At 74.2% G+C, this 2620-nt stretch carries 3 protein-coding genes; 2 read left to right on the top strand and 1 reads right to left on the bottom strand.

The window, feature by feature from the left end:
- Nucleotides 1-760: NAD(P)/FAD-dependent oxidoreductase (locus tag AA75_RS28820; RefSeq protein ID WP_158515577.1), on the bottom strand; the 760-nt coding region annotated here is incomplete at its 3' end.
- A gap of 337 nt (nt 761-1097) precedes the next feature.
- Here AA75_RS28820 and AA75_RS28815 point away from each other — a divergent pair.
- The gene (locus tag AA75_RS28815) at nt 1098-1301 is read left to right on the top strand and encodes a cold-shock protein (RefSeq protein WP_033823215.1); all 204 of its coding nucleotides are present in this window, start codon (nt 1098-1100) and stop codon (nt 1299-1301) included.
- 352 nt (nt 1302-1653) lie between these two features.
- Nucleotides 1654-2620 (top strand): DEAD/DEAH box helicase (locus AA75_RS28810; RefSeq protein WP_033823214.1); only part of this gene is annotated, 967 nt, incomplete at its 3' end.

Raw genomic sequence — 2620 nt, 5'->3', positions numbered from 1 at the left:
CGGCGGCGATGGCGGCGGGGTCGGCCCGGCCGTCGGGGACGGGCGTGGCGGCGGGCGCGAGGGCGCCGTCCGGTGTGCGGCCGGACGGCAGGTGCAGCACCACCCGGGCCCAGCCGTCCAGGTGCATCGGCAGCACCACCAGCAGGCCGCGCGGCCCGCCGACCATGTGGACCCGGGTCAGGTCCAGCGAGGAGTCCTCGACCCGCAGGTCGGCCAGCTGCCAGGTCCCGGTGTAGGTCCGGCCCCGGAACGCCGTACCGGCCAGGGCCCGCAGGGTGCTCGACGCACCGTCGGCCGCCACCACCCAGCGGGCGCGCAGCGGGTCCAGGGCGTCCGCCCGTACGGTGACGCCGTCGGCGTCTTCGGTGACCGACCGGACCGCCGTCGAGCGGTGCACCCGTACCCCCGCGCGCTCGGCCCGCTCGGCGAGCAGGCCCTCGGTCGCACACTGCGGGACGGTCAGGATGTACGGGTACGGGGAGCGCAGCCCGCCCAGGTCGAAGCCGCCGAGCCGGCGCCCCCGCGACCACATCTCCACGGTGTCCACCCGGCGGCCCAGTGGGTGCAGCGCCTCGGCCAGCCCGCTCGGCGCGAGCGCCTCCAGGGTCCGCGCGTGCAGGTCCGTGGCCCGGGACTCGGTGACCGGACCGGGGCGGCGCTCCAGCACCACCACGCCGAGCCCCGCCCGGGCGAGCAGCAGCGCGGCGGCGAGGCCGACCGGCCCCGCGCCCACCACCGCCACGTCCGCGTCCACCGCCATGTCCGGCACTCTAGCCGGGCCCGGCGGGGTGTGATCCACGGGCGCGGTGCCCGTTCCCCCGAAGCCTTCTGACGGTCCGTCGGTGATGGTGCGGGGGGCCGGGCCGCGGCGCGGGGGAATGCTCGCGCGACGCGCGGAGGTAATTCCTCCTCGAATCGGCCGGCGCCTGCTACAGTCATGCCAGTTGCAGTTGTGGTCCCCATGAACGTGTGTGTGCGCCTGCTGATGTGATCGCGGGCGCATTTTTGTTGTCCGGGTTTTCCCGGTGGGTCATCATCGCGGCGACTCGAGGTCTGCACGGTGCTGACCTCGGACGGCCCCTCGAAGGAGAGCTTTAATGGCTAATGGCACTGTGAAGTGGTTCAACTCGGAAAAGGGCTTCGGCTTCATCGAGCAGGACGGCGGCGGTCCGGACGTGTTCGCCCACTACTCGAACATCAACGCCAGCGGCTTCCGTGAGCTGCTCGAGGGCCAGAAGGTCGAGTTCGACGTCACGCAGGGCCAGAAGGGCCCGCAGGCGGAGAACATTCGCCCGCTGTAGTTTCCACTGCGCAGGCACCTGCCGACGCAGCAGGGACCCGCACCGCGTAGACGCACGGTGCGGGTCCCTGGGCATTTCCGCCGACCACCGCCGAGGCCCCACCGGCCCGGCTCCGTCACTGGCGACCACCCCCCACGCGAGACGCACCGCGCCGCGGCCCGGGGCCGCCCGTGACCATCCGCGGATCGAGGCCGCCGCCGTCCCACGGCGAGCGCCCACCGCAGGCGACGTGCCGCACGGCTCCACCGTCCACGCCCCGCCCGTTCCATCTCCGGCCCGTTCGTGCGATCCCGCGCTGCCCTGAGCCGCGGGGACCTCCTCGTGACGTGCCGCCCCGAGGAAGGCCCTTCGCATGAACCGCTCCGACCGCAGCAACCGCTCCGATCGCCCCTCCTACCGCGGCGGTGGCGCCGCGGCCGCCCGCTCCGGCGGCCGGGCCGGTGCCGGGTCCCGTTCCGGTGGCGTACGGCGCCCGTCCGGCGGCAACCCGCGTCAGCGCTCCGCCGTCCAGGGGGAGTTCGCACTCCCCGTCACGATCACCCCGGCGCTGCCCGCCGTCGCGTCCTTCGACGAGCTGGAGCTGCCGAACGCCCTGCTCGCCACGCTGACCCGGCAGGGCGTCAGCGCGCCGTTCCCGATCCAGGCCGCCACCCTGCCGAACACGCTGGCCGGCCGTGACGTCCTCGGCCGCGGCCGGACCGGCTCCGGGAAGACCCTCGCGTTCGGGCTCGCCCTGCTGGCCCGCACCGCCGGCCGGCGCGCCGAGTCCCGCCGCCCGCTCGCCCTGGTCCTGGTACCGACCCGGGAACTGGCCCAGCAGGTCACCGAGGCGCTCACCCCGTACGCCCACGCGGTACGGCTGCGCGTGGCGACGGTGGTCGGCGGCATGTCGATCGGCCGTCAGGCGATGGCGCTGCACCGCGGCGCCGAGGTCGTGGTGGCCACCCCCGGCCGGCTGAAGGACCTGATCCAGCGCGGCGACTGCCGGCTCGACGGGGTCGGCGTGACCGTGCTGGACGAGGCCGACCAGATGGCCGACATGGGGTTCATGCCGCAGGTCACCGAACTGCTCGAGCAGGTCGCCGAGGGCGGGCAGACCATGCTGTTCTCCGCCACCCTGGACCGCAACGTCGACAAGCTGGTGCGCCGCTTCCTGCACGACCCGGTGGTGCACTCGGTGGACCCGACCGCCGCGACCGTCAGCACGATGGAGCACCACCTGCTGCACGTCCAGAGCCACGACAAGAATGCGGTGGTCGCCCACATCGCCGCCCGCGAGGGCGGGGTGATCATGTTCACCGACACCAAGCACGGCGCCG

The organism is Kitasatospora sp. MBT63, from assembly GCF_000710465.2.
Lineage (GTDB): Bacteria > Actinomycetota > Actinomycetes > Streptomycetales > Streptomycetaceae > Kitasatospora.
This window is presented reverse-complemented; position numbering and strand designations above follow the sequence as displayed.